30 protein-coding genes, 1 pseudogene and 1 riboswitch are annotated in these 26024 nt (G+C 37.2%); of the genes and pseudogenes, 18 read left to right on the plus strand and 13 right to left on the minus strand.

All coding sequences use genetic code 11. The annotated features are described in order from the left end of the window. Positions 1-64: 64 nt before the first annotated feature. The 3 genes and pseudogenes from VK91_RS15250 to VK91_RS15255 all read left to right on the plus strand — a co-directional run bounded on the left by VK91_RS15250 (position 65) and on the right by VK91_RS15255 (position 1856). Positions 65-508 (plus strand): SRPBCC family protein, encoded by a 444-nt coding sequence (locus tag VK91_RS15250; protein WP_048393990.1) that lies wholly within the window; start codon positions 65-67, stop codon positions 506-508. 75 nt (positions 509-583) lie between these two features. Beyond that, positions 584-721 (plus strand): annotated as a pseudogene (locus VK91_RS23085) (hypothetical protein); the annotation flags it as partial. 13 nt (positions 722-734) lie between these two features. Continuing rightward, positions 735-1856 (plus strand): serine hydrolase, encoded by a 1122-nt coding sequence (locus VK91_RS15255; protein ID WP_048393992.1) that lies wholly within the window; start codon positions 735-737, stop codon positions 1854-1856. Positions 1857-1882: 26 nt separating this feature from the next. Here VK91_RS15255 and VK91_RS15260 read toward each other — a convergent pair whose 3' ends face one another. Then, positions 1883-2125, minus strand: coding sequence for an SMI1/KNR4 family protein (locus VK91_RS15260; RefSeq protein ID WP_231595680.1), 243 nt, complete (start codon positions 2123-2125; stop codon positions 1883-1885). Between the two features lie 207 nt (positions 2126-2332). On the opposite strand from VK91_RS15260, the gene VK91_RS15265 reads away from it, so the two are divergent. Both VK91_RS15265 and VK91_RS15270 read left to right on the plus strand, forming a co-directional pair. Continuing rightward, positions 2333-2860, plus strand: coding sequence for a cupin domain-containing protein (locus tag VK91_RS15265; RefSeq protein ID WP_048393994.1), 528 nt, complete (start codon positions 2333-2335; stop codon positions 2858-2860). A gap of 103 nt (positions 2861-2963) precedes the next feature. After that, entirely contained in the window at positions 2964-3395 is a 432-nt protein-coding gene (locus tag VK91_RS15270) for an Rrf2 family transcriptional regulator (protein WP_048393995.1), read from the plus strand. Between the two features lie 28 nt (positions 3396-3423). On the opposite strand, the gene VK91_RS15275 is transcribed toward VK91_RS15270, so the two are convergent. Next, the gene (locus VK91_RS15275; protein ID WP_048393996.1) at positions 3424-3828 is read right to left on the minus strand and encodes a carboxymuconolactone decarboxylase family protein; all 405 of its coding nucleotides are present in this window, start codon (positions 3826-3828) and stop codon (positions 3424-3426) included. Between the two features lie 110 nt (positions 3829-3938). On the opposite strand from VK91_RS15275, the gene VK91_RS15280 reads away from it, so the two are divergent. The 4 genes from VK91_RS15280 (at position 3939) to VK91_RS15295 (ending at position 6663) form a co-directional block, all read left to right on the plus strand. Further along, complete coding sequence (locus VK91_RS15280; protein WP_048393997.1) at positions 3939-4358, plus strand: Lrp/AsnC family transcriptional regulator; 420 nt, start codon at positions 3939-3941, stop codon at positions 4356-4358. A 215-nt stretch (positions 4359-4573) separates the two neighbouring features. Then, a complete protein-coding gene (locus VK91_RS15285; protein ID WP_048393998.1) occupies positions 4574-4918 on the plus strand; it encodes a hypothetical protein in 345 nt (114 codons plus the stop codon). A gap of 137 nt (positions 4919-5055) precedes the next feature. Next, positions 5056-5649: an NADPH-dependent FMN reductase gene (locus VK91_RS15290; protein WP_004231581.1), complete on the plus strand. Its 594-nt coding sequence runs from the start codon at positions 5056-5058 to the stop codon at positions 5647-5649. Between the two features lie 75 nt (positions 5650-5724). Next, positions 5725-6663 carry a ring-cleaving dioxygenase gene (locus tag VK91_RS15295; protein WP_048394296.1) on the plus strand — a complete coding sequence of 313 codons (939 nt, stop codon included), beginning with the start codon at positions 5725-5727 and terminating at the stop codon, positions 6661-6663. A 137-nt stretch (positions 6664-6800) separates the two neighbouring features. On the opposite strand, the gene VK91_RS15300 is transcribed toward VK91_RS15295, so the two are convergent. Genes VK91_RS15300 through VK91_RS15310 form a run of 3 tightly spaced genes read right to left on the minus strand, consistent with a single transcriptional unit; the run spans position 6801 to position 10073 of the window. Next, positions 6801-7742, minus strand: coding sequence for an alpha/beta hydrolase (locus VK91_RS15300; protein WP_048394000.1), 942 nt, complete (start codon positions 7740-7742; stop codon positions 6801-6803). A 28-nt stretch (positions 7743-7770) separates the two neighbouring features. Beyond that, positions 7771-8844, minus strand: coding sequence for an LLM class flavin-dependent oxidoreductase (locus VK91_RS15305; protein ID WP_048394002.1), 1074 nt, complete (start codon positions 8842-8844; stop codon positions 7771-7773). Positions 8845-8867: 23 nt separating this feature from the next. Further along, positions 8868-10073: an MFS transporter gene (locus tag VK91_RS15310; RefSeq protein ID WP_048394003.1), complete on the minus strand. Its 1206-nt coding sequence runs from the start codon at positions 10071-10073 to the stop codon at positions 8868-8870. 248 nt (positions 10074-10321) lie between these two features. Here VK91_RS15310 and VK91_RS15315 point away from each other — a divergent pair, with 248 nt between their 5' ends. Then, the gene (locus tag VK91_RS15315) at positions 10322-10903 is read left to right on the plus strand and encodes a TetR/AcrR family transcriptional regulator (RefSeq protein ID WP_048394004.1); all 582 of its coding nucleotides are present in this window, start codon (positions 10322-10324) and stop codon (positions 10901-10903) included. Between the two features lie 89 nt (positions 10904-10992). Here VK91_RS15315 and VK91_RS15320 read toward each other — a convergent pair whose 3' ends face one another. Continuing rightward, complete coding sequence (locus VK91_RS15320; RefSeq protein WP_048394006.1) at positions 10993-11382, minus strand: RidA family protein; 390 nt, start codon at positions 11380-11382, stop codon at positions 10993-10995. 422 nt (positions 11383-11804) lie between these two features. On the opposite strand from VK91_RS15320, the gene VK91_RS15325 reads away from it, so the two are divergent. The 3 genes from VK91_RS15325 to VK91_RS15335 all read left to right on the plus strand — a co-directional run bounded on the left by VK91_RS15325 (position 11805) and on the right by VK91_RS15335 (position 14713). Further along, a complete protein-coding gene (locus tag VK91_RS15325; RefSeq protein ID WP_048394009.1) occupies positions 11805-12857 on the plus strand; it encodes an AI-2E family transporter in 1053 nt (350 codons plus the stop codon). A gap of 65 nt (positions 12858-12922) precedes the next feature. Further along, complete coding sequence (locus tag VK91_RS15330) at positions 12923-13456, plus strand: GNAT family N-acetyltransferase (RefSeq protein ID WP_048394011.1); 534 nt, start codon at positions 12923-12925, stop codon at positions 13454-13456. A 225-nt stretch (positions 13457-13681) separates the two neighbouring features. Continuing rightward, a complete protein-coding gene (locus tag VK91_RS15335) occupies positions 13682-14713 on the plus strand; it encodes a S66 peptidase family protein (RefSeq protein ID WP_048394013.1) in 1032 nt (343 codons plus the stop codon). A 42-nt stretch (positions 14714-14755) separates the two neighbouring features. Here the strand turns inward: VK91_RS15335 and VK91_RS15340 are convergent, their stop codons facing one another. After that, positions 14756-16099 (minus strand): MATE family efflux transporter, encoded by a 1344-nt coding sequence (locus tag VK91_RS15340; protein ID WP_048394015.1) that lies wholly within the window; start codon positions 16097-16099, stop codon positions 14756-14758. Further along, the gene (locus VK91_RS15345) at positions 16086-16553 is read right to left on the minus strand and encodes a GNAT family N-acetyltransferase (RefSeq protein WP_048394017.1); all 468 of its coding nucleotides are present in this window, start codon (positions 16551-16553) and stop codon (positions 16086-16088) included. The genes VK91_RS15340 and VK91_RS15345 overlap by 14 nt, the downstream gene beginning before the upstream one ends. A gap of 86 nt (positions 16554-16639) precedes the next feature. Here VK91_RS15345 and VK91_RS15350 point away from each other — a divergent pair, with 86 nt between their 5' ends. The 3 genes from VK91_RS15350 to VK91_RS15360 all read left to right on the plus strand — a co-directional run bounded on the left by VK91_RS15350 (position 16640) and on the right by VK91_RS15360 (position 20133). Next, the gene (locus tag VK91_RS15350) at positions 16640-17470 is read left to right on the plus strand and encodes a MerR family transcriptional regulator (protein WP_009370580.1); all 831 of its coding nucleotides are present in this window, start codon (positions 16640-16642) and stop codon (positions 17468-17470) included. Between the two features lie 184 nt (positions 17471-17654). Continuing rightward, entirely contained in the window at positions 17655-18956 is a 1302-nt protein-coding gene (locus tag VK91_RS15355; RefSeq protein ID WP_048394019.1) for an SMI1/KNR4 family protein, read from the plus strand. A gap of 1 nt (position 18957) precedes the next feature. After that, positions 18958-20133: a DUF4272 domain-containing protein gene (locus VK91_RS15360; RefSeq protein WP_048394020.1), complete on the plus strand. Its 1176-nt coding sequence runs from the start codon at positions 18958-18960 to the stop codon at positions 20131-20133. A 49-nt stretch (positions 20134-20182) separates the two neighbouring features. Here the strand turns inward: VK91_RS15360 and VK91_RS15365 are convergent, their stop codons facing one another. From VK91_RS15365 to VK91_RS15375, 3 genes are all read right to left on the minus strand, one after another. Further along, positions 20183-21595 (minus strand): erythromycin esterase family protein, encoded by a 1413-nt coding sequence (locus VK91_RS15365; protein WP_048394022.1) that lies wholly within the window; start codon positions 21593-21595, stop codon positions 20183-20185. A gap of 139 nt (positions 21596-21734) precedes the next feature. Further along, the gene (locus VK91_RS15370) at positions 21735-22088 is read right to left on the minus strand and encodes a hypothetical protein (protein WP_016993423.1); all 354 of its coding nucleotides are present in this window, start codon (positions 22086-22088) and stop codon (positions 21735-21737) included. Positions 22089-22110: 22 nt separating this feature from the next. Then, positions 22111-22794: a DUF2225 domain-containing protein gene (locus VK91_RS15375; RefSeq protein ID WP_016993422.1), complete on the minus strand. Its 684-nt coding sequence runs from the start codon at positions 22792-22794 to the stop codon at positions 22111-22113. A gap of 321 nt (positions 22795-23115) precedes the next feature. On the opposite strand from VK91_RS15375, the gene VK91_RS15380 reads away from it, so the two are divergent. Next, positions 23116-23889: a Cof-type HAD-IIB family hydrolase gene (locus VK91_RS15380; RefSeq protein WP_048394023.1), complete on the plus strand. Its 774-nt coding sequence runs from the start codon at positions 23116-23118 to the stop codon at positions 23887-23889. Positions 23890-23950: 61 nt separating this feature from the next. Further along, a complete protein-coding gene (locus VK91_RS15385; protein ID WP_036079620.1) occupies positions 23951-24547 on the plus strand; it encodes a DedA family protein in 597 nt (198 codons plus the stop codon). Positions 24548-24577: 30 nt separating this feature from the next. Here VK91_RS15385 and VK91_RS15390 read toward each other — a convergent pair whose 3' ends face one another. Continuing rightward, positions 24578-25315, minus strand: coding sequence for a cyclase family protein (locus VK91_RS15390; protein WP_048394025.1), 738 nt, complete (start codon positions 25313-25315; stop codon positions 24578-24580). 89 nt (positions 25316-25404) lie between these two features. Continuing rightward, a riboswitch (SAM riboswitch) is annotated at positions 25405-25510 on the minus strand. 81 nt (positions 25511-25591) lie between these two features. Beyond that, a complete protein-coding gene (locus tag VK91_RS15395) occupies positions 25592-25990 on the minus strand; it encodes a hypothetical protein (RefSeq protein WP_016993417.1) in 399 nt (132 codons plus the stop codon). Positions 25991-26024: the final 34 nt, after the last annotated feature.

A 26024-nucleotide genomic window follows, 5' to 3' on the forward strand; every position in this document is an offset into this window, starting at 1 on the left:
AGGAAGGTTAATGGAAAATTTCGGCGAAGGTGTAGATAGACAATATGAAAAAGGATGATGAATGATGATAAATACGGATGTGACGACGAAACTAAAAATCAATCAACCAGCCCATAAAGTATTTGAAGCCATTATTTCCCCTACTGAAATCGGTCATTATTGGTTTTCTAGCAGTTCCGAAAGATGGGCAGAAGGTAAAAGAATCACGCTTAAATATGAGGAGTATGGTGCAGAGGGTGTGATCACTGTGCTTGAAATGGAGATGAATAAAAAAATTGTGTTTGTTTGGGGAGAAGAGCATGGCGAAGTGACAATGGTTGCCATCTCTTTTGAAGAATCACAAAGTGAAACAATTATTACTGTTGTAGAATCTGGGTTAAATGCACATGACCCAGAAATTGTGACAAAAATGATGGGCCAAAAAGAGGGTTGGGTCTATACATTAACATGCCTCAAAGGATATTTAGAAAATGGGGTTAGCAATTTACGAGCTTCTCTAATTCATTAAGGAGGAGAGGTATGTCAACGATCGATATCATCGAGCAATTGGAGCTGAATTAGTTTGTGCTAAGAAGGGTTATTCGAGGTGAATCAAGCAAGGGATTCTGTATGCATACTTGTTGAAGTGATGCCTCCAGAAATAAAAACAGAAATAGCATTACGATTAAATAACCAGTCGTCTACAGTATTACAGCAATGGTTGTTAGAAGCAGCTGAGTGATGGAGGGATGAATATGAAAAAGTTGTATTGGATGATTGGCGGTGTTTTGGTTTGTATAGGTTTTGTATGTAGCATTATTTTTTGGAAGTTTCAAAAAGAAATCAAGAAGAACGATCCTGAATATATCGTGCAATTTATCAAGGAACATAAAGACGATAAAAATATTTCTGTAGCCATTCAATATAATCAACAACATTGGGTGGAGCTAAACACCAAGGAACAGCTACCGTTAGCAAGTACAGTTAAAATAATCGTAGCCATCGCCTATGCGCAACAAGCAGCGGATGGCCGTATTAATCCTAAAGAGCAAGTAAATCTAAAGGAGTTAGAGGCATTTTACATTCCTAAAACAGATGGCGGCGCACATAAAGCATGGTTGGCGCAGTTAAACCTTCAGGGTGCAGATAGTGTACCTTTAAGTGAAGTAGCAAATGGCATGATTGCCTATAGCTCCAATGCAAATACGGAATATTTAATGCATGTATTAGACTTTCAAATAATTAATGATGTGCTTACACAGTTAAATGTAGAGGATCATGAACCTTTGTATCCAATTGTAAGTGCACTTTATATTCCCATTCACTTGATGGAGGAAAAAAATTTAACGAAAAAAGCAACATTAACTGCTTTACGAAAAATGGATATGGTTGAATATCGTGAGCGTGCATTGGCTATTCATTCGAATTGGATAGAACATCCTTTAACAATTGAGGAGAAAACAAAAGCTCAAAAAATGCTCAATATGGATTTTCAAAAGATATGGTCTGATCGTTTAATAAGGGCCACAACAAGTGATTACATCTCTATTTTAGAAAAATTGAATGGTAAAAATTTCTTTAGCGCAGAAGTACATAAATATTTAGATCCCGTGTTGGAGCAATTGATGCAGAATCCTAGAAATCAAGCATGGTTAAAACATGCTGGTCAAAAGGGAGGGTCGACGGCATTTGTGTTAACACTAGCAGCCTATGCGGAAGATAAAGATGGAAATCAAACAGAGATAGCCTTTTTTGCTAACAACTTAAATACAATGGAGCAGATTAAGCTCTCAAATAGTATGAATAGTTTTCAATTGAAATTTCTTACAGATGATAAATTTCGTAAGCGCTTGAAAGGGGAATTTTCCGAGTTGTGAGTTGCCCATAGATAAGGCAACTCATACTATTGACTACGCTCATCAATCAGTTTTTCAAGAAATTCTGAGAAAGAAGAGGCATATTCATAGATCATGTCATTCATTAAGTAGTTAAGAGGATGGATAGAGAGAATACCATGATCATTAATGGCTCTGTATGCTGGTGGACCGATTGAGAGAATAGATCCACCATTCAGTTGCCCATTGCCATAATTTTTTAACCACCAGCAATAGGATGGTGGTAATTCAAATCCTAACTCTGCTTCCACTTCTACAATCCATTCATGTTTAACAACGTGTCCAGAAAACTATTTAATTGCAGTAGTGCCTGCAAGCTTTTCTGCTAATGTAGCAAACAGGATACCTATCTCCATTCTATATATAAAGATTACTCAATTAAGTCACACTACATGTGAGTACCTTCTTTCATTCAACTGCATACTATAGCGTTATCATGCATGAGAGGATTGAGATAAATGTACCACCCTTATTACGGTAATTATCAATCGTATCATTACGGTTATCAACCTGTTTATTGGGCCTATCCAAATCAGGCAGAACGAGCGCCAAGAAGTAATGTCCAGAATGATTTTGGACCAACACCATTTGTTATCGACATTGAAGAGGCTACAAAGCGCAATAAAAATTATCGTACAGCATTGTGGACAGGGTCAAACTTACAAGTAACGGTGATGAGTCTTAATGTCGGAGAAGATATTGGTTTAGAAGTACACCCACATGTAGACCAATTCATTTGTATTGAGGAGGGGCATGGATTAACTCAAATGGGGCCAACTAGAGATTATTTAAACTATCAGAGACATGTCGCAGAAGATACGGCTATTATGGTACCAGCAGGAACATGGCATAATGTTACGAATACAGGGGATAAACCACTAAAGCTTTACACGATTTATGCGCCACCAAATCATCCATTTGGGACTGTACAAGTAACAAAGGCTGATGCTCTTGCTGGAGAAGCGGGTTATGGACAGCATGACTAGGGATCATAAAAGCGTGTTTTCATACAAAACATGCTTTTTTCTTGAATTATGATAGAATGTGTTTTAATTGCAGATAATAAAGGTCCTGAATGAAGGGTGATGAATGATGAAGTATTCAAAAGCAACAAATTATGCTTTACATACAATGGTGTTTTTAACACTCAATCCTAAAGGGAAATCAATGAGTGTAGAGTCTTTAGCAGAAATGCAAAAATTATCTCCAACCTATCTTTCCAAAATATTAACTAAGCTTGTGAAGGCAGGTTTAATTGAGTCGAACCCAGGTGTCAACGGTGGTTATCGAATTTCTAAGCGCCCCCATGAAATATCGTTTTTAGATGTGATATATGCAATTGAAGGACAAACCTCATTATTTAGTTGTTCCTCTGAACACGATCATTCCTTCCATCATCAAGGCTGTCTCATTGAACAAGTGATGGTGGATGCTGAAAATAATATGAAAGAAGAGCTTAGTAAGAAATTTATTATAGATATAGCTAATAAAATGGAATTAAAAGGATGGCAGCTGGAATAGGAACTAGGGTTTCGCCCCTAGCTCCTTATTATTTTAATTGCATGAGTGCGCCAAAATATTGCTGTGCTGTCGTGAAGCAAATAAATGCTAGTAGCTCGCTAATCTCGGCTTCTGTTAAATAGTCCTTTAATACAGCCGTGACGTTGGGGGCGGTGTGCCCCTTAGCAGCTAAGAATGCTTCCGCAAAACCTGTGCATACTGCCGTTTTCTCATCATAGTTCTGGGGATCAGGCTTGCCTTTTGCCTGACAATACTGACAGCCATTTTTTTGAGCTAAAGTTTTTCGAACCTCTTCTTTTAATGAAGCGGATAGATGCCCGTCTTTTTCGAGTACCTCCCCCAACTGCTGCCAGTGCAGCTGAATTCCCTTGTTGTAGCCTAATAATTGTTGAAAGGGTGTTAAGCCCTTGTCATATAATTGAATAAGTGTCATCAATCATTCCTCCTTCTATTAATTAGTGTAAAATGTTCATAACGAAGTTAACATATCAATTCGAAGGGAAATATGATTGTTTTCCTTCAAAAAGAAGGGGTATTTACAAAATGGATTTCATTAACGAAATAATACTTAAAGAATTAAAAGAAGATAGTCGAATTTCTATGAGCGAACTAGGGAGAAGGGTTCACTTATCTGCACCAGCAGTTCGCGAAAGAATACGGCAATTAGAGGAACAGAACGTTATTAAGAGGTATACATTGGATATTAATAAAAAAGCATTGGGTTATCCAATTGACGCTATTGTTGAAGCGACAATCAAAAATAACCGCTATGCAGACTTTAAAGAACATCTGAAGGTTTATACAAATATAGACTTCTGCTATCGCATTTCAGGTGAGTCATGTTTTTTATTAAAGGGGCATTTTCAATCTTTTCCTGATGTAGAGCAGTTTATTGATGCATTACAACCATATGCACATACGAAAACTAACTTTATTTTTTCAGATATATGTGAGGACGTATAGATGAAGGGAGATATGTATGGAAATCAAATTATTTGAAGAAGAAATTGATGATTTAGTTCATTTATTAGTGCAAAAGAAATGCTTGGGAAAATAAGTTGGTACTGTGACAGATAGTATTGTCTATGGTGCTATTAAAGATGATTGGGTAGTAGGGAAGTCGACACCAATAAGAATGGATGAAGTTCCATTTTAAAGTGTTTGAAAGGAGTTTTTGCATGGAAAAAGACGTATTAAATGCCTTAAGAAAATCATGGTCCATTCAATCAAGTTCTAAATGGAGTGTGGACAACCCTGCAAAAGGACAATGTGGCGTCACTTCATTAGTTGTGCAGGATATTCTTGGCGGAGAAATTAGGAAGACATTTCTTGAGGAAGGCTGGCACTTTTATAATATTATTAATGGAGAAAGAAAGGATTTCTCCGAGGAACAATTTCCATACCTAATCGACTACCAAGATATTGATTCAAATAGGGTAGAGGCTTTTCAAGATACTAATGATAGTCAATATCGTTATCTAAAAACACAAGTTTATAAGCTTTTAGGGAAGGCAGAGAATTAATTATCTCTGCCTTTTTAATTTTCAAAACAAAGTTGTTGACGTTTATAAAAATATCGTGTTATTATTATCTCGAATTCAAGATAAATAAATTCAAGATAAATGAATTCGAACCTTTAGCTTCGCCAGGAGGTACAATTATGGGGTTTTTTAATAAATTATTTCGTACAAAAAAAGAGGAGGAACAAACAATGGCAGAATTAAATATCGGTATTATTATTGGATCAACTCGTGAGGGGCGTGTAAGCCCTCAAGTAGCACAGTGGGTAAAGGAAATTGCAGATCAACGTGGAGATGCCAATTATACAGTGATTGATATTGCTGATTATAAATTGCCATTATTAGGTGAGCCAGGACAGGATGCTTCAGGAGCACAAGGTTGGTCAGAAATTATTGCTAAACAAGATGGTTTTGTATTCATCGTACAAGAATACAATCACTCTATTACAGGGGCATTAAAAAATGCACTAGACTACTTACGTGTTGAATGGAATAACAAAGCAGCTGGAATCGTATCTTATGGTTCTGTTGGCGGTGCTCGTGCAGCAGAACATTTACGTGGGATTATGGGTGAGCTTTTAATCGCAGATGTGCGTGTTCATCCAGCACTATCATTATTCACAGATTTTGAAAATGGCACAGAATTTAAACCAAAAGAAGTACAAATAGATTCAGTAAACCAAATGTTAGATCAATTGATCCCATGGTCTAAAGCGTTGTATACAATTCGCTAAGCTTTTACAGATTGAGGTAGGTATAAATAGGGCATAGTATAGGTGAGAAATATAGTCATGAAAGGGCTTGTTAACATGAAAAAACATACAGCAGGTATACACCATATCACAGCGATCGTAGGACATCCGCAAGAGAATATTGATTTTTATGCGGGAGTATTAGGCTTACGTTTAGTAAAACAAACAGTAAACTTTGATGATCCGGGCACATATCATTTATATTTCGGTGACAAAGGTGGGAAACCAGGAACAATCATTACCTTCTTCCCTTGGGCTAATGCTTATCAAGGACGTATTGGTGATGGTCAGGTTGGCGTTACAACGTATGTTGTACCAGAAGGAGCACTACCATTTTGGGTTAATCGCTTAGCGAAATACTCGATTCCTTTCCAAAAAGCTGAACGTTTTGGTGAGCAAGTCATTCAATTCGATGATCCACATGGTTTGCATATTGAACTCGTGGCACGTGCGAAAGGCGGGCACAACGAATGGTCATTTGGTGAAGTAACACCTGAGGTTGCTATCAAAGGATTTGGTGGAGCTACACTATTCTCAAGTCACCCTGAAGAAACTGCCAAAGTTTTAACAGAAGTAATGGGTCTTGAAAAGTTAGCGACGGAAGGTGACTATACGCGTTTTACTTCTAGTGCAGAGATCGGCAATACAGTGGATTTAAAAACAGTTGCAGGTCAACGTGGCCAAATGGGTGTAGGAACTGTGCATCATATTGCGTGGAGAGCCCAAGATAATACAGATCATTTAGAATGGCAAGAGTATGTGATGAATCATGGACAACATGTAACAGAAGTAAAAGATCGTAATTATTTTAATGCGATTTATTTCCGTGAACCTGGCGAAATCTTATTTGAAATCGCTACAGATCCTCCTGGATTTGCTCATGACGAGACACCAGAGACAATGGGTAGCCAATTAATGTTGCCACCTCAATACGAGCAACATCGTGAACAACTAGAAAGAACATTAATCCCGATTAAAGTGCGTGAGCTTGATTAAGCGGGTTTGCAGGATCAAGCTAAGCTAAAGTTGGCGGGATTTATGAGATAGAACGTCCACAATAGATTTTCAATTAATGCGAAAATGTTGATAGCCAACATTTTCGCATTTTTTATTATTAGAAGGCGAAGTGCTAATCAAAAATTGAGTGCACGTGCCATGGCATCTAAATAGTTCTGAATAGCCTGTTGACTTACTTTTACTTCAGGCACAAAGACCTCAAAGCAATGGTAACTGCCAGGGTAGAGGTGGAATTCAACGTCCACTCCTGCCTGCGCAAGACGTGTTACATAATCAATGGTTTCATCACGAAATAAATCAAGTTGGCCAATACATATATAGGCTGGCGGTAATCCTGTTAAATTTTCAGCTCTTGCAGGGACCGCATACGGAGAACGGGCATTGATGTCCTTTTCCTCTCCTAAGTACAAATGCCAAGCAGTCAAATTATTTGTTCTACTCCATGTTGCATGATCATCAATAATCTCATAGCTGGAAGGTGTTACATTTCGGTTATCAAGCATTGGATACAGTGGCATCTGGAATATAATTGATGGTCCTCCTTTATCACGAGCCATTAATGCAAGTGCTGCTGTTAATCCTCCTCCACCGCTTGCTCCAGCAATTGCCACCCGTTTGACATCGATACCAAGTGATTGGTGCTCATTAGTCATCCAAACTAATCCAGCATAACAATCTTCAATAGCCGCTGGGTAGGGATGTTCAGGCGCTAGTCGGTAATCAATGGATACGACAACGCAGTTAGCTGTCTCAACAAAGCGTTCACATAAAACATCATCCATATCAGGGTGCCCCATGACAAAGCCACCTCCGTGAATCCAAAGCATAGCTGGAAGTTTATCCTGTTCCCGTTTAGCTGGTTCATAGATTTTAACTAGCATTTCGTCCCCGTCACCTCTAGGAATCATACAGTTGGTCGTAAGTACATCTTCTGATTTTTTTGAAGGTGGATTGGACAAGAGACCTCGACTCCAAGTTAAATCTTCCTCCAATCGAAAGCCAGGAAATTCTGAGTAAGCCTGCCTTAATTCTGGTAAAATTCGGTTAATGATGGTCATATATACTCCTCCTGTTGAATAATGAATCTTAAAGAAATGGCTTTCCTTCTAGAGCCATTTCAGCTTCCCATTTAGCGACTTCATCACGTACACGGGGAGCAACTTCTGTTCCAAGTAGTTCTATAGCTTGCATGACTTGATCATGCGGCATGGTACTTAAAGGAACGTATAGCATAAACCGTGTAATTCCTACATGCTTACGAAGATGAATAATTTTTTCAGCAACTGTATCTGGATCACCAACATATAATGCTCCTTCAAAGCTTCTTGCAGCATCATAACTAGAACGGTCATAATAAGGCCAGCCTCTTTCCTTGCCTAATTTATTCATACCAGTCATTGTTGATGGGAAAAATGTGTCTGCTGCCCATTCCGTATTCGGTCCAACGAAACCTATTGAATGAGAACCTACCTGAAGTTTTGATAAATCATGACCTGCATGAAGTGCTGCCTTTTTATATAGCTGTACAATCGGTGCAAATTGCATTGGGCTGCCACCAATTATTGCTAGCATAAGGGGTAATCCTAAAAGGCCCGCACGCATAGCAGATTGTTGATTTCCTCCACTAGCCACCCAGATTGGGAGAGATTTTTGAACAGGTCTAGGATACACACCTAAATGATTGATTGCTGGACGATGTCTACCTTCCCAAACTACTTTCTCAGACTGACGAATGCTAAGTAGTAAGTCTAAATGTTCCTCAAATAATTCATCATAATCATGTAAATCGTAGCCAAATAAGGGGAAGGATTCGATAAAAGAACCACGACCTGCCATGATCTCTGCACGTCCATTTGATAGTCCATCCAATGTGGCAAAATCCTGAAAAACACGCACAGGATCTGCCGAAGAAAGGACAGTTACAGCACTTGTGAGTCGAATGTTTTTCGTTTGAGAAGCAGCAGCAGATAGCACCATTGCTGGAGAAGAGGCGGCATAGTCTTCACGATGATGCTCACCAATGCCAAAGACATCCAATCCTACTTGATCTGCAAGAATGATTTCTTCTACTACTTCACGTAAACGCTGTGCATGACTAATTATTTCACCACTGTGAACATCTGGTTTTGTTTCTACGAAAGAAGTAATTCCTATTTCCATTTGTTATCTCTCCAAGTCTAATTTTATTTAGTAAATCGTTTAGTTATTGCCCAAAAAAGAAGAGCAATTGTACTAATAGAGGCTCCGAGTAAGCAAACCCCTCCCCAACCAAAATGTGCATACATCTGAGTCGATGCGATTGAACCGCTAGCACTACCAATAGAATAGAACACCATATAGCCTGCGGTCAGTCGACTTCGTGCTTCTATACGTAATGGGAGAATCATCGTCTGGTTTGTGACATGTACTGCCTGTACTGCCAAGTCAAGTAACACAATGCCAACAATTAATGCCAAGAATGACTTATCTAAATAATTAATAAATATCCAGGAGATAAGTAAAAGCGTTAAAGCAATAGCTGTCGTTCTTTGTCCATAGCCTTGGTCAGCAAGTTTACCCGCTTGTGCAGCAGCTAATGCCCCTGCCACACCTACAAGACCAAAAGCGCCAATTACAGTGTGTGATAGAGAAAATGGTGGTGAACTAAGTGGCAGAACAAGGGGCGTCCACAAAATACTAAAATCAGCGAAAATTAGCAGGGCTAGAATAGAGCGGATACGTAATGTTCGCTCTTGAATAAACAGCGTAAACACGGATTGAATTAGCTGAGAATAGGTGATTGATTTTACTTCACGTTCGCCCCTTGGTAAAACTTTTAAAAACATACCACTCATTAGAAGCATGAACGCGGCGGAGGCTAGATAGACAGAACGCCACCCTTCAAGATCTGTTACTAACCCAGCAAAGGTACGAGCAAGTAGTATGCCAATGACAATGCCACTTGTAACAATGCCTACGACACGACCACGTTCTGTAGAGGAAGCCATAGTTGCAGCGAACGCAACAAGGGTTTGAGTCACGACTGCAAGTAGACCAACTAAGGCCATACCCGCAAATAGCACTACAACATAGGAGGCAGTACCGACTAGAAGCAAAGCAACAGAGGACAATAGCATTTGTCCAATAATCAAGCGTCGTTGGTTTAGTAAATCTCCAAGTGGAACTAGAAGAAGTAAGCCTAGCCCATAGAAAATTTGTGTGACAGTAATAATCAAACCAATAATTGATTGATCAATAGCAAAATCATTCGATAATTCATCTAGCAGCGGCTGAGCAAAATAAATATTGGCGACAGACATTCCGCAGGCTGTAGCGAATAATAATGTTACAGCTTGGGATATAGAAGATGATTGATTTATATGAATTGCATCATCATTTGCATTGTTCACATTGTAACCTCCCTTTCTAATTGAATTGTAATTATAACATACCGTTCGGTACAAAATAATTATTGGTAAATATATCTTAACCACATTGGATTTGTCAATATTTATTTGGTATATATTTTCTTTTTATTTCGATTGATGAAATGAAATTGACAATAAAAAAAGCCAGATATAAAATAATTACATACTGTTTAGTATCGTAAAATTTAATGATTAACTTACTATTTTTTCCTAATGGGGGTGTATCTATAATGGCAAGAACTCGGGAATTTGATGAGGCAAAAGTGTTAGAGGCAGCAATGCAATTATTTTGGGAGAAGGGGTATGAAGCAACTTCTTTAAGTGATCTTACTACTAGAATGGGGATTCAGCGTCCTAGTATTTATTCAACGTTTGGGGATAAAAAGGAACTATTTGAAGCGGCACTTCGTAGATATACGACAACTCGCGCATCCGAAATACGGACTAAACTTCAAAGTTATGCCTCTGTAAAACAGGCGTTTTCTATATTTTTTGAAGATGTGATTACTGCTGAATATACAAAAGATCTTAGTAATGGCTGTTTTTGTATCAATACAATGGTTGAATTAGCTCCACATGATGAGAAGTTCGAGATTTTGACAAGAGAGCATCAACTCTATCTATCAGTAATTTTTCAGGAGACAATTGAACGGGGAATTCAATCAGGAGAACTAGAGGCGAACACGGATTCAAAGTCTTTAGCGCAAGCATTAATTGTTGCGTTAATAGGGTTAACAGTTATGCTGAAATCGCAGCCACAACGCTCGTTTGTTGATAATGCCATTGCAACGACGCTGACATTACTTAAATAATAAGGCAATACCCCTTTAGCGTTGCTAAAGGGGTATTGAAAAAATAAGAAAAAAATGCACAAATTTAGTTTATAAAACATAGGATGAATTTATAATTCCTTACAAGCCCATGCGTCAATCTCAACCTTTAAAGCTGGCGTAGCGAGTGCAACGACATACATTAATGTTGTGCATGGAAGATGTTCCTCCAAGAAGTCACTGATAATTTCCTTACGTTGAATAGCATCCATATCCCCCACTAAATAAAAGACGAGCTTTGTAATATCTTGAACCTCCATATCGGCACTATCTAGATTTCTTTTAATATTTTCAAGTGCTATCTTCAATTGAGCTATTGCATCTTCAGGTATAGATCCATCAGCTATCATGCCAATTTGTCCTGATAATGTTAACCATCTCTGAGGTCCCGTCACCTCAATTTGATGAACATAAGGAGCAACGGGTGGATGAATGTTCTGAGGGTTTCTCGCAATTTTCATAGAATCAGTCCTTGTCTCTGTTTAATTTATATCTCTAATCAAAATAGCATAAAGTAATAGTTGATAAAAGTTCTATACAAATACCATTATAAAAGAACATACAAATTGGATATGCTGGTTTAAAGGGTTATAATAGATTTATAGAATTATGGCTAATACGCTGGTAAAGCTTTCACAAAGGATAAGAGTATCGACTTTTTAATTTGACAAGACATACAATTCACTTCAACCCCGCCTTAGGTTTTATACAGACACTTCTAAAAGAAACATACATTTCGTCTTATTTTGAAGGTAGATGGCTATACTCATTAAATGAGAGGGAAATTTTTACATAAGAATGATGCGTATTGTTATAAATCAATTTTATAGTGTAGCCCTAGGTAGCAGAGGCAGCGAGGCCGTTTTGTAGAAGGAGTGAATAAATGAATAATTTCTTTCGGAGTAATGGATTTAAGCGTTTTATTATTCTAGTCGGGATTGCTCTTGCATTATATTTAATGCGTAGTATGATCAATCTAATTTTACTTACGTTTATTATTACTTATTTGATGAACCAGCTTACTACGAAGACAACGAAAAGCATAAGAAAATATACGCCGATGAATGAAAAAGCTGTGACGGTAACATTATACCTTTTACTTGTTGCGGGTATTGTAGCTGTTATTTACAAATATTTACCAATCGTGACTCAGCAGATCACACAGCTTTTCGACCTCATTGCAAGTTTTAATCTCGATCCAGATGACAATGAGATTGCGAGATACTTAGCACCGACTTTTGAGAAAATAGAGCTCGGGAAATATTTAGAGCAAGGTGTGGATTTAACTCTTAAAAATATTACGAATATTGGTAAAATCATTATGCAAATATTGATTTCTCTAATTTTGAGTTTATTCATCTTGTTAGAAAAGAATCGTATTATTGAGTTTACAGCTAAGTTTAAGGATAGTAAAATTGGGCCGCTTTACGATGAGCTTCATTATTTCTCAAGAATATTCATCCGCTCATTTGGTAAAGTAATTGAAGCACAATTTATTATTGCTGCTGTTAACTGTGTGTTATCCGTCATTGCCCTTTCTATTATGGGCTTCCCACATTTGATTGCACTTGGGATTATGCTCTTTATTTTAGGCTTAGTTCCAGTCGCGGGAGTTATCATCTCATTAATACCATTAAGTATTATCGCATATAGCATTGGTGGCTTGATGTACATCGTCTATATTTTAGTTATTGTCATGGTTTTACATGCCATTGAAGCTTACTTCTTAAATCCAAAGCTTATGTCTGCCAAAACAGATTTACCGATTTTCTATACGTTTATGGTCATTCTCTTTTCTGAGCATTTCCTTGGTGTATGGGGACTAATCATAGGTATTCCACTATTTATGTTCCTGCTTGATATTCTAGGTGTAACCTCCTCGGAAGACCCTGCGAAGAAATCGGTAAAGGTACACACTGAAAAACAAATGGAATAGTTCCAAACAAAGGAATCATCTACATATATGATGATTCCTTATTTAATGCACAAGAGGTGTTTATATTGATAAAAGGTCAACAGGTCTATTTAAGAGAAATACGTGAAGATGATAGTGATAGTATTATAAGATGCTTTCAAAATGAAGAAATCATGTATATGACAGGAACACGGAATATTTTAACAAAGGAACAAATCAAAGAGGCGATCAAACGCTTTAAAGCAGATTCTTCTCGCTATGATTTTGCTATTTGTTTAGTTGATAATGATCAGGTAATTGGCGATTTGGCGATTATGGAGGTTGATTTAGATAATAAAAAGGCAGTGTTCCGTATAGCTTTACATAATATAGAGAATTGTGGCAGAGGTATGGGTTCAGAAGCAGTTAGGCTTGCTCAAAGATTTACATTTGAGGAGCTAAATCTGAATCGCTTAGAATTACAGGTATATTCACACAATAGTAGAGCAATTAAATCCTATGAAAAGGTCGGCTTTAAAAAAGAAGGTGTTTTGAGGCAGGCCTTGTTTATGAATAATACATTTTCTGATGAAATCATTATGAGTCTGTTGCGTGATGAGTATATGAAAATTCAAAAGTAGAAATTTAACCAGCACAGATTTTTGTGTTGGTTTTTTTTCTGAACACAAGTATAATTGGTAAAAATTTCTGTGTGTGAAGGACAGAAATAGTGTTGAAACTTTCATAGCTGTATTTTTAGTTAAAATGCATTCTAAATCTGATATAGCAAAACTAATTAAGAGACCCAAAATCGTCTTGTTGTTGTAAAACAATTATTTTTTGCAGGCATAAAGGAGAGATGGTAAATGAAAATACAATATCCTACTTTAAAAACGCCTCTTACGATTGGCGTGACAGCACCCTCTAGTGGAGTCGAACAGCATCTTCATCTATTAATAACAGAAGCTGAAAAACAATTAATACAAAGAGGAATGAAAGTTATTATTGGAAATACTACCTGGACGCAACTTAAAGGTAGAAGTACAACAAAAGAAAAGCGAGTCTCTGAACTTATGGACTATTTATTAGATGAGCGAATAGATGTCGTCATGCCACCGTGGGGAGGCAGTTTTCTAATGGAGTTATTACCTTTAATCGATTGGGACGAATTAAAAAAAGCGGGACCCAAATGGATATTAGGGTATTCAGATATTAGTACTTTATCTTTTGTATACACAACCATGACGGGGTACGCATCCGCACATGGGGTGAATTTTACTGAATTATCTGCACCTCAATGGGATGAACTTTCTTCTAAATGGATAGACGTAATTACATGTAAGACTGGTCATTCAATAACTCAAAGCTCTTCTCACTATTTTCAATCGAGCTGGGAGCAAGTTTATAAAAATCCTGCTACAGGATTTTATTTTGACAGTGAAACCGAATGGAAAGTTCTAAACCAAGAGCGTAGTAATCGTATGACAGGTAGGTTGATAGGTGGCTGTTTAAATACATTGCAAATTCTTATAGGTACGCCCTTCGATTACGTTCAATCATTTATTAACGAATATTGCTCTGAGGAAGGAACAATATGGTATTTAGAAAGTGTTGGTATGGATGCAGCAAAAATCTACCGAGCTTTGTGGCAATTAAAGTATAATGGTTGGTTCAATAAATGTAATGGTGTTCTAATCGGGCGAGCAGGACTATATGAAAATCTAGGGGACTTTACATTGGTGGATGCATTAAGGGATATTTTTGACGAGATGGGAATACCAGTTTTCTATGAAGTAGATATTGGACATGTCCCCCCTCAATTAATTCTAGTGAATGGAGCAGTTGGGGAAGTAATAGTAGAAGAAGGAAGAGGTACGCTAAAAATGCAATTTTGTTAGGCAAACATATTAAAAGGGGACCTTGATGAGGTCCCCTTTCATTTAAGCATGGTCAGGAGATGAAAGGGTTCTTGGATTTTTCCTAATGAACAAGTAAATAAGCAATGCTGTAATTCCTTCTGCTACTGGGAAGGTCCACCAAATAGCCTGCGAGCCAAGTATCTTGGGTAGTATGATGAGAGTAGGGATAAATAAGATAATACTACGTAGTAACATAATTGTTGTAGCAATACGAATTTTTTCAATGGATTGAAAGAATTCTGCGAACACCATGTTGATCCCTAAAAATACATAGCCAATGGCAAAATGTACAAAGCCCTGTGCTGCCATACTGCGAATTTCAAATGAGCTATCTCCAAATAACGCCATTAATTGAGAAGGGAAAAGAAGAGCTATAAGAGCTGTTGTTAATCCTAAAATAAATGCGGTAGCTAAACCGATTTTCAATAAAGCAGTTAATCTTTCAAGTAATCTTGCCCCGTGGTGATAGCTTACTAATGGTTGTAGAGCCATACCGACTCCAAGGAAAATAGTCAGCAAGACAGTATGGATATAATTGACCATTGCATAGGCAGTAACGCCATTCGCACCTAAATAATGTAAAAATGTAACGTTATACAAAATAACGATAACTGCAACGGAAGCTTCAACAATAAAGCTAGGTAAACCTATAGCAAAAATTTTTTTCAAATCTGATAGATTTAAAAATGAAGTGACAAATTTTAATTCAGATTGAGGACGGAAAAAATGAAGACATAGCACAGACGTACCTATAATTGTAGCTATTGCTGTCGCTAAGGCACAGCCAGTCACGCCATAATCTAGTACGAAGATGAAAACATAATTTAAGAGTATATTCAAAGCCGATGTTGTAATTAAGCCCAGCATAGCCAATTTTGGGTTGCCGTCATTCCGAATAAAAATACTTAATAAATTTTCAATTGTGTAAAATATCCCAAAGAGCAAAATTACATGTAAATACTCCTGCACATACGGATACGTATCATCGCTCGCTCCGAATATATAAGAAATGTCCTTTAGATTTAACGCGAGAAATCCAATAATCGTTATCACAACCACTAGCATTGTAGAAAACGCCAATGTAAATAGTTGATGGGCACGTTGCTTATTGCCCTCTCCTAGAGAAATCGAGAAAAGAGTAGCTCCTCCCATGCCAATCCATAGAGAAATAGAAAGCAAAATAGAGAAAATAGGAACAGCTATATTAACTCCAGCTAAAGCTGTAGGTCCCACGCCATGACTAACGAAAATGCCATCTACCAATATATTGACGGACATTAAAAGCATCCCGATCATTGCAGGGAATAAGTATGATAAAAATAATGGTTTCAGTGGCTTTGTTTCAATTGGATTAATGGTTGTCATAACCATGCACCTCCAAAACCATCACTTTTTCCCCTTTATCATCTAGCTCACCATTAAATATAAAACCAAATTGTTTATACAGCTGGATAGCTACAGCGTTATTGTCATAAACACTTAAATATATCTGAAGACAGTTGAACTTTACTGTTAAATATTGAATAAGTTGCTGTAAAAAATGTTTTCCCAAACCTTGTCCTTGGTATTGTTCTGCAATTAGATAGCGATCAAGCCATACTCGTTGACTGTAATCATCATGAGGGAATAAGCCGTACATAGCGAAGCCTATAGCGGTGTTATCTTTATACAGACCTAAAGGCGTAAAGCGTCGATCCATTTCCGCCTCTGCTAAGCATTGTTCTGTAGATTCAATAAAATGTTGCTGATTGTCAGCGATGCGTAATGCTAAAATTTCTTTCTTGTTAAAAGCTGTAATGTCACGAATCTCCGTGAACATAATGTCAAAACCTTTCTATTTTTATTTTGAATAGGTACAATCTAAAGTATATAGTAACTATATAGTCAAGGGAGGAAACTCAAAAAATGCTTAATAAAAATGTAAAGTATTTTACAACTGGTGAATTTGCTAAATTATGTAAGGTGAATAAACAGACACTTATTTATTATGATCAAATTGGTTTATTATCTCCCATCATGAAAGATAGTAAGGATTATAGGTATTATTCACTTGCTCAATATGATTTTTTCGGTGTTATTGAATTATTAAAGGCAGTGGGGATGTCCTTAAAGGATATTCAGCATTATATGGCAGAGAAATCACCTGAAAATTTTTTAGAATTGATGCACCAACAAAAAGAGCATGTTGCGAAGAAGCGTAGAGAACTAGAAATGATTGAGAATATTATTGATGTCAAAATCAAAATGACAGAGGAAGCACTGCATCTAAATTTTAAGGATATCACGATTGAGTATTTTCCTGAAGATACATTATATTTGAGTAAAAATATTGAGAATTCTACAGAAGAGCAGTTTGTGAAGGCTGTATCTGACTTTATTGAGGAATTGGATCGCTCTCAATTAGATACGGGGTATCCCATTGGAGGGATAACAAGAAGAGAGCAAGTGTTAGCTGGGAATTACGATAACTATAGTTATTTGTATATTGAGCAGCCTCATCCAAGAGAAGGGCATCCTTATTTTAAGGCGATAGAGGGTGAATTTGTGATTGGTTATCATGTAGGCCCCTCCTCAAAACTTGGTGAGACATACACACGGCTATTTAATGTCATGCATGAAAAGGGTTATGAGCTAGGTCAGTATGTATACGAGGAATACATTTATGATGCCGTAATGAAAAATCGAGAAGAAGAGTATGTAACCAAAATTATGATGGAAGTAAAGAAAGTAAAATAATTCATTAAGACGTAATAGAAAAGAATGAATATAGCTGAGACATTTATCATATACGAAGGTTTAGATGGCAGTAAAATAATAGCATTTTGTCATTCTGTTTAAAGTTAGCCTAATCAGTAAATGATTTCCTGACGATAAATAAGAAGTATGACATCACATGAGCCTTATATGGAGGTTAGAGACAATGTGGATTGAGCGTTGGAATCATTTAGTAGAGCGATTGAAGCAGCAGGGAGCTTGTGTACATCCGATTGAAATGCGGCCAGTCGCTACCGAGCAAGAGTTACAGCAGGTTGAGGAAAGACTTGGTGTACAAATCCCTAATGGGTTTCGTCAACTGTTGCAAAATTGCTCAAAGCAAGTAAGTATTTATTGGTCATTACCAGATGAGGCGATACTTCCCACTGAATTGTTAGATACGCCTTCTGGTGAATTTGGCTGGAGCTTAAAAGCTCTAGACTTTCCTTACTTTGGAGAGAATGATGAATCGTATGAACAGCAATATTTACAATTTTTTACGGCCGGTAATGGAGATGCCCTTCTCCTTAAGCTTGACGACGAAACGGTTTGGTATTGGAGCCATGAAGAAGATGAGCTTGATTTGCTTGCTGCCAGCTTTCATTCGTACGTTGATAATATGACGGCTTTAGGCTGTATTGGCGTAGATTGCGGACAGCATCGTCAATTTTGTAGTGAAAATGGATTGGATATTGAATTGTATCGCTCACAATTATGGCTAACTTGGCTAGAACAATATTTAAGCTCTAATTTACAGCAGGCTCAATCCAGCTTAGCATCTTTACTTCATTATGTTTCCATGCATGGTGTCAAAAAAACAAGCGTGCAGGAGGCATTTTTGCATTTTGATGGCGTACAGGTGTATCAGGCTCTTCGACATAAGTTAGAGCGAGCTCAATCTCAATCAGAACAAAAGGCGTGGAGTGAAATTTTAGTCAAGATATGTCCGAGTGAGGCGGGAAATTGGGCGAGAGAACTTTGGCAAGGACAGAATGACGTACCTGACTGGCTGCGTGATTATGTAACAGTACATTGTTTGCCAGTTAATGAAGGACAATCTTTTATCTTAATGGATATCGAAAAAGATAGAATTGATGCCTATACTGCCCTATATCGTCTACGCCAATTTCACCATCCAAATATTATAGACTGGATGAGATCCTATGTCACGTTTCCTATTGATGGGTGGGATACACTTTTAGCTGACTCACAACCAAGTGCAGAGACATTATACGAGTGGTTAAATGGCAACGAAGTAGAGAGGCTAACATCCATCCGAGCTGTTTGTCAGATGATGCAGCGGGGAATTACACCAACAACTATGATAGACGAAGAAAAATGGCGTCCTTTGCTGGCGTATTGGGTTGAACATGAGGTGCTACGGAAAAATAAACAGCTGTTTAGCCAAGCGCTTAGTTGTTTGGAAAATTGGTTATTAAAATGCTATATGCGACTAAGGAGAGAGTAGATTGAACCATTTTACGATATTCGCTTCCAAAAATGATACAGATGATATTCAGGATAAACTATCCGATGTATTGGCAAAAAGCTTCATTATTGAAAAAGTTGAAAACGAATATTTATTAAAATCAAGAGGTTTATTTAATAAATATAGATGCTCCATAAATATTTTAACTGAAGATACGCACCCTGATTATTTTGTAAAAAATATACCTGGGATGATGGGCTTTTACGATAAAATTCCATTTAAAGATGAACAGCTAAAAGAACGCATAATGATTCAAATATCAGTGCTCAATACTGTCGTTGCAATCGAAATGAACAAAGAGATGACAGAAGACCATATGCAGCAATTTATAAAATTACTAGCAAGCATAGGGGGGATTGGTTTCCTATCAGATGGTACTTTGCTGGATCAGAACGGTATGGTTATTGTTTATCCTAATGGAGAATCAGGTCCATCTGATTTTCAACCACATGCTTGTACAAGAAAGATACATGCACAAGAGGTCACATCAGCACAGGGAGAGGCACGAAAAATTAGAACGATAGCCTTTTTAAAAGAGAAGGACATACCTTATGCGGCATCGCTTCCTCAGCTACCACCAGTAGAAAATCTTCAATTTAAAAGCCAAGAGGATATTGCAAGAAGAGCGGTTGCCCTGTTGATTGTTATTCAATTCGCTTGTGATGTAGCACAGAAGGGTGATATTGAGGAGTCTAGAGAGTTCTTTACCAATATGCTACACACATATGAGGTGCATGAATTTTTAACGGAGCATGAAAAATTCTTTCTTGAGGCTCAGCATCCTGGTGCTCAAGAAGCGGTCAATATATCATGGCAATATGAAGCCTATTGGACAATTATTTGGGCATTGGGACTTGTGGAAGAGCTAAATTTCCCTGACGATGTATGTGATTGTGAATATGCAATTCAAGTAGTTTCTCGTTGCGAGACATTTGAGCAATTTTATGGTCAAACGGTACTGCGCAGTAAGGAAGATATAGTGGATGAGGCGGATAAAATTTACAGATTACATTGGGCTTGTGTAGATAGCCGCATCAATGGACAAGAAGCTCCTTTAGCATTAAATGAAAGTGTTGTGATGGAAAGACGGAGAGGCTTATTTTGGATGATTGGATATCAAGACGAAGAATGGGATACTATATCGATGGATACTTAAAATAATAGCAAACTAGGTAATCTAGTTTGCTATTGTTTAATAAGAGAGATTATTTGATATAAGTTGGTTTATTCACCTGATCTATTAAAAGTATACCATCGTATTGGTCGCGCGGAACAAGACTTTCCTGTATCATTCCCCAACTATAGGATAAGCGTGGTTCAAACATCCATGAGTTGCCTCGTTCATTTTGTCGATTGCGTAAATCGATGAATGTGTAAGGTTTATTTGTTGAAGACAGAATATCTTCAATAGATCCTTTGACAGGAGGTAAAACAGGCATAGGTTCTCCCATATTATTAGCTGTCTCTCCACTAGTCATGTATAGACCTAATACATAGCTATATTTCTTATAGATATCAGGTAAACGTTCCCCCATTAATTTAACTGGGTAAGGAGATCCCATTACATCCGATTGTGCTTTACGAATATGATCGTTATGAGCCCATACAATAAACTTTTCTGTAGGGTACACCTCTTCAGCTAACCAAAGTAAGTTCTCCATCATCGCTTGATCTCGCCATTCCATAGTTTGCAAAAATGATTCTATATTATTTTGTTCAATGTCGATATTGGACTGAATTGTTAACTCTATATATTCGTCTGCTAGTCGAATACGATCTGCTAGAGTGCGATCCATTAGTTTTACAATATGAGGCTCTTTTGGATAAGCTGCCTGTAGCTCTTTTTCTTTGAATTGTATTTGTGATTTTACCTGTTTATATACATCAATTATAGTAGCTTTTACTTTTTGATAGCCCTTCAAATCTTTTCCCGAGCTCCATTCAGCAAGTTGCTTCTCAGCTTCATTGAATTGCTGAGCCAACTTAGGGTTTTGCAGCCAATCTCCGTTCGTAAATGCTCCTTGTTGTTGAATATCGAAGCCAGTAAGTACAAGAGGTTGCTCTGTTGCTTGAGTCGATTTTGCATAGTCAAACAGAGGCAAAGTTTCTTTTGTCCACCAAACGCCGAAAATGGCATCCTTCATTGTTTGTAGAGCTGCTTGTTTATCAATTTGTCCTTGAGCATTCATCACATTACCCATACCACTTTCAAAGGCAAGGACATTATAGCCCATATCTTGATGTAAAAATTGTATTAAACGTGTTTTCGCTAGATTGAATTGCGCCACTCCATGAGAGCTTTCCCCTAAAAAGACAATACGTTTATCATGTAATAAAGGTTTTAGCATCTCTAAATCGTCAAATTTGTTAGCGGGAATTTTTTGTCCGTCAAACGTTTCAGGCTGGATGGATGACAGGCTGTATGCATGGTCATTCGCCCATTTTTTCCAATCAAGTAATGTTTCATTAGAAGTCCTAGCTTGTTTGACAGCAGAATCGTTTTTAATAATCTGCTCATTTACAGGGACAGCAGCAGAGACATTTACTACTCCACTTACTGTCATTAAACTTGCCAGTGCAAAACTTAATAAAACCTTATGTTTCCTAGCTTTCCTCATTAATTATCAGCCCTTCACTTTATATTGATACTAATTATAGAAAGGCAAGTTTAAAGTTTAGGAAGAATTTGTTTAAAATTAGTTTAAATTTAGTATGTAAAAAAGAAAAACACCTCCAATTGATGGAGATGTTGGAATGCTATTTATAGTGATACGTACTTGCTCTTACATGGTTACGTTGAATTTGGTTAAACCATGCACGATCCTTTTCTTCTTGTTTTAATGTCCCAACAATGGAGGAAGAGCAGCTCACGCAAATTTTAGCTTGCGTAATCTGTCCACATCGTTCGCATGGAGCCCCTAAATTAGGAAAAATGGAGTTCTTTAATTTTCCTGCTTTTACCCATTTGTAAAGCAGCTCAGATGATACGCCTGTTAGAGCGACAACTTCTTCGTTTGTTAGGTAGCGATTATTTTTTCTTAATAAAAAATGATGTAGCTCTGAAAATATATCCTCTTCTCTCACATCAATTTTCTTTTGAAATAGCAACATAATTAATCATCTCCTCGTCCCATTAATTAATGATTTCATTAATTGTTATGGGTTGTTCGTCATATTTATAATTTTCCCAACGATTGCGTGCAAGCTTGCGATATTTTGGCGAAACATTTCGATCAGCGATTAAGCGTGAAAATCCTTTTTTTGCTTCAGGAATATCACCAAGTCGAAGGCTTAATTCAGCATGTAAAAACTGAATTCTCTCTCCACCTTCTTGATTAGAGGCAAAGGATTTACTATAAAAGTCTCTAGCTGCAAAAAGATAACGCTTTTCGGATTCTTCGTCCTTTTTTAATCGATAGAGCCAAGCAATTTTTAAAGCGAAATTCGCCATTAAAAGAGATTCTTCCATTGATGCACGGGATACTAAATAGGCGAGCTTAAAACTGATAATGGCATCATCAATTGTACGTTCCTGACAGATATCCATAGGTTTCTGGAGCTCTTTAATGTATAGTTCATCAATGAGTAGCATGAAAGGTCCATATGTCCGTGTCATAGATTTATGGTAGGCATAACCACAATGTGGACATACGGCAACTTCATATAGCAAAGGGTTTAGGCCATCGTAAACAGGCATGAAATCCGTCTGTTCTTCGATAATTTTATATCGATTAGGGCGAACTTTATAAGTTGTAAACTGCTTTTTGCAAAATTTACAATCCACACTACTTTCATAGTAGTAAATGTTAAATGCCATAAGAATCAACTCCTTTGCGTGCACTAAAATTTTATTTCTTTTGTTCTATTTATACGTAAGATTTTATCGTTCAATGTATTTAAGATATTATCTTTTATTTTAACAATTTTGTGTTCTTTGGTATACTCCTTTAGAATTATTAAATAAAAATATTCAAGGAATTTTTAGTTAAATATTATTATAAATACGCTTGTAATAGTTTTTATCGGTGGTGCAAAAGGAAGTTATATAGTTTGCTTAAAGTTTGTCAAAATACTTTCACATGTTTCATGGGAGAAAAATTATAAATGGTTCTAAATGACTATAAAGGAGGTGCTCAAAATGAAGTATAATATCGTGTTTTTTGATGTAGACGGCACATTGATTAATTACGAGGATGGCTGTGTGGAAGAAAGTACAAAACAAGCTATTCAGCTATTGCAAGAAAAAGGAATCCATCTTGTAGCGGCTACTGGAAGACCCTTATCTATGTGCTATGAGTTAAAAGCGCTGGGGATTGAAACCTTTATTACTGCAAATGGGGCCTATGTGAAACATAAGGATCTTGTCATACATAAAACTCCGATTGCCAAAGAAATTGTCCGCAATGTACAGGCATTTGCACAGGAACAGCAGCATAGCCTAACATTTTTTACAGAGCAGCTATCCATGAATAGCATACAAAGTCCAGTAGCTTTAAGAGCGATGCAAGAAACTTTATCTTTACGGGATTTTCCACTTATAAATGAAAAAATTGTAGATGAAGAGGTTTTTCTCATGTGTCTATATGCGGATGAGCTGGCTGAAAAAAGATATACTAGCCAGTTTTCGAATATATTTTTACAGCGTTGGCATCCTTATATTGTGAATGTATTACAGCAGGATGTTTCGAAGTCTATAGCTATTAAAGCGGTGCTTGATCATTTCAATATTGACCCTAAGAATGCGATTGCCTTTGGGGATGGGGATAATGATGTTGACATGTTGGAATATGTAGGAGTAGGAATTGCCATGGGAAATGGTAGTAAAGCTCTAAAAAGTGTTGCGAATTTTGTTACAAAGACATCTACAGATGGCGGTATCAATTTTGCTTTACGTCAGCTTCAAGTCATTTAGAGCGCTGAGGCTACACTATATATAGCAGGTAGATTTTAATAAATTTTAGGTGGGATGATTTATGGCACATCACGTGCAGTCTCTAATTGAACATTACGGATACTTTGGAATTATCGTGATTCTAATTGGAGGTATTGTAGGGGTGCCACTTCCTGATGAGGTGTTTCTAACTTATGTAGGCTATAGTGTTTACCGAGAAAGTCTTGAACATATTCCTGCTTTAGTCAGTGCAATGATTGGTGCGGTTGGAGGCATTACCTTAAGCTATTATATTGGTTATCGTTTTGGCTTACCGTTATTGCAGAAATATGGCCCTAAAATTCATATTACAGAGCAAAAAATTGACTTTACGAAAAAGATGTTTACAAAAATAGGACCTACCCTATTATTAATTGGCTATTTTATCCCCGGGGTACGCCATTTGACAGCATATATTGCGGCTATTAATAATTATCCTTATAGAAAGTTTGCGCTTTTTGCCTATACAGGGGCATTTATCTGGACGTTCACATTTATATCATTAGGAAAGATGCTTGGAGAGAAATGGCGATTTGTTGGATACTATCTGACTCATTATAGTATCTATCTTATCCTTTTATTTATTGTAGGGATGCTCATTGCTTACTTTTTATTCAAAAAAAGAAATGGACAAACATAAAAGTCGGTATACGCTATACCGACTTTTATGTTATGGCAAAATAGCAAATGAGCGCACAGGGAAGCCAGATGCTTTTTCTGGCTTAGGTACGATATTGAAGATGATAGCGCCTTTCGCAGGTAGCTTGTCCAAATTCGTCATTAGCTCAATTTGATAGGTGTCTTGGTCAAGCACAAAATATTCGCCATCTAGCTTGCCATTTTTACGAAAATCAGCAGCAGAGTCCGTATCGAAAGTTTCATGACCAATTGCGCTTACCTTGCGTTCTTTTAGTAAAAACTGTAAAGCTTCTAAACCCCAGCCAGGGATATGGTTATGTCCATCTGCATCCTTATTACTGAAAGCCTCTTTATCTGGCCAGCGCTTACTCCAATCTGTGCGTAATGCTACAAATGTTCCTGCTTCAATTTCTCCATGCTTGTCCTCAAAATCAAGAATATCTTCAACACTTAATGAAAAATCATGGTTGCTCGCAGCCTCTTGTGATTTATCAATAACAACAAGGGGAAGAACAAGCTCTTTTAGTTCTAATTCTTCTAAGTAGCGAGTATCTCGCACAAAATGAATGGGTGGGTCGATATGTGTGCCATATTGACCAGGGAACGTGAATTGTTGAGCGAAGAAACCGTCCTTATGAGAAAATAACGTTTCAAATTTAGCGTCCTCAAACATAAAAAAATGTGGTGAATTAGGGCCGAATGTATGTGTTAAGTCAACCCACTGTTTCGATTTTAATAATTGCAATGCTTGTAAAAGTTCATTAGACATTGATTTCCCTGCTTTCTGTAAAAATAGTTGTAAATAAAAAGGAGTCCCCTAATAGAAGAGGACTCCTGCTGCAACAACGGTAGTTCTTCTTCTCATCTTCAAGGCTGATCATTTTGCCAATTGGAATTAGCACCATACTGTTAGCTGGTTGCTGAGACTTCATCGGGCCAATCCCTCCGTCTCTCTTGATAAGAAAAGTAATATAAGAATTTTCAGAAATAACAATACAAACACTTTAGCATAGTTTTTTATAGTTTACAAGTTCACTAGGAATTTTCACCAATTCAAATTTAAGGTGACTCCACAACAATCATTATCAATAAGACGTATTCTAAAACTGTCTGGTGTATAGTTTGTTTCAAATTTCATCGTAATGCCTGTTGATGTGATTAATTTTTCAACCTCTGTTTTATTTGAAAGTTGAGCAGCATTCATTAAATCATGTGCGAATTGTTGGGAGCTATCTATTTTATCCGTAAGTAATTGGGCTTGCTGCATCATCGCCTTTATCCGTGATGCTGAAGCTTTTAATTTGTGTGTATCGACAGGTGGAAAAGGATTATTGGTCGGCATTGCTAGATGTTGCGAAAAGGGTCTAATGGCAAAATGATTAGCGATAGGCGATGTTGGATAATGATAGGGATGCACAAAATACGGATAAGGATTGTAATACAAGGTCATTCCTCCTATCCTATAACTGATATCCTAT

The organism is Lysinibacillus sp. LK3, from assembly GCF_001043675.1.
In the GTDB taxonomy this organism is placed as follows: Bacteria; Bacillota; Bacilli; order Bacillales_A; family Planococcaceae; genus Lysinibacillus; species Lysinibacillus capsici.